This window comes from Streptomyces sp. NPDC029014, assembly GCF_055564695.1.
Map to the genome: position 1 here is coordinate 1 of NZ_JBVHVT010000256.1, position 1,017 is coordinate 1,017.

Annotated in this window: 2 protein-coding genes; one reads left to right on the forward strand and one right to left on the reverse strand. The window is 61.6% G+C overall.

What is annotated here, in order from left to right:
- Positions 1-723: CFI-box-CTERM domain-containing protein (locus ACZ4VL_RS40945; protein WP_468211170.1), on the reverse strand; the 723-nt coding region annotated here is incomplete at its 3' end.
- 15 nt (positions 724-738) lie between these two features.
- On the opposite strand from ACZ4VL_RS40945, the gene ACZ4VL_RS40950 reads away from it, so the two are divergent.
- On the forward strand, positions 739-1,017 hold a 279-nt coding region (locus tag ACZ4VL_RS40950; protein ID WP_468211173.1), incomplete at its 3' end, for a hypothetical protein.

Sequence of the window (1,017 nt, forward strand, 5' to 3'; positions counted from 1 at the left end):
CGGCGGCGAGCAGCGATAGTAGAGCCTGACAAAGCGGCGGCCTGCCGCTGTCCTGCGCAGCACGCGGTCCCGATACCGCCGCAGCACCCGCACGCTGCCATCCTCATATGAGCCCATGGCCGCCGTGGCAATGAAACACCCCGTCTTCGCCGGCGGCGGCAGGCCACCGGCCACCGCTTCGGGCCAGGCGCTGGCATCGTAGACGTTGTTGTAGAACTGCCTGCAGTACTTCTGGAATCCCTGGCACCAGTCCAGCGGCGGATCCGAATGGACGGTCGCGCCCTGGATGCGCACTTTCAGGACCTGAGCAGCGCAGATCGTCTTCAGAAGCGCTTCGGAGATGATGTAACGCCCATTCTCGAAGCAGAACAGCTGGCCACCGATGTGCTCGACCTGGGTGTCCTGCTCGGTGAACTCGACCCGTTGATTGACCTGGTCGCAATTGAAGATGATCACACCATCGCGCGCATGAAACCAATCATCGGCACGGATCACCACGCAATCGAGCACAAGGACATCGAGCTCAGCCGTCTTGACACGCCGCAGTGTAAACCGGGCATTGAACGCGCTCAGATTTTCCGAGCTGATGGCGACCTCGTCCAGGTAATCGCGGATGTAGAGGTTGCCCTCTCCCCACATGAACTGCTGGACATGCGTGATTTCGGTCTTTTCGGTGAACTCGTCGAAGGTTTTCTCGACGAAGGAATCTGCTGCATCCGACACTTACACTCCCCCTGTTTGCTGCAAAAGTGCGCCGAGCCTCCGCTCGACGTTTTCAATCTTCCGGGCAATGCTCGGATGACCGGTTTCAACCTGCTGCTCGACAAGAAACGCGAGCTCGCGAAGCAAGGAGGCCTCCAGGGCACGCGGCTCCGCTTCGCCGGCACTCCCGGCATCCATCGCGGGCCCGACCGCCGCTGCCTCTTCCGCCAGGCTTCCACAGTAGGCACACACCCGCATTGCTGCCCGCAGGGGCGCACCGCACGACCGACACTCCACCATTCACTCCTTGCTGCT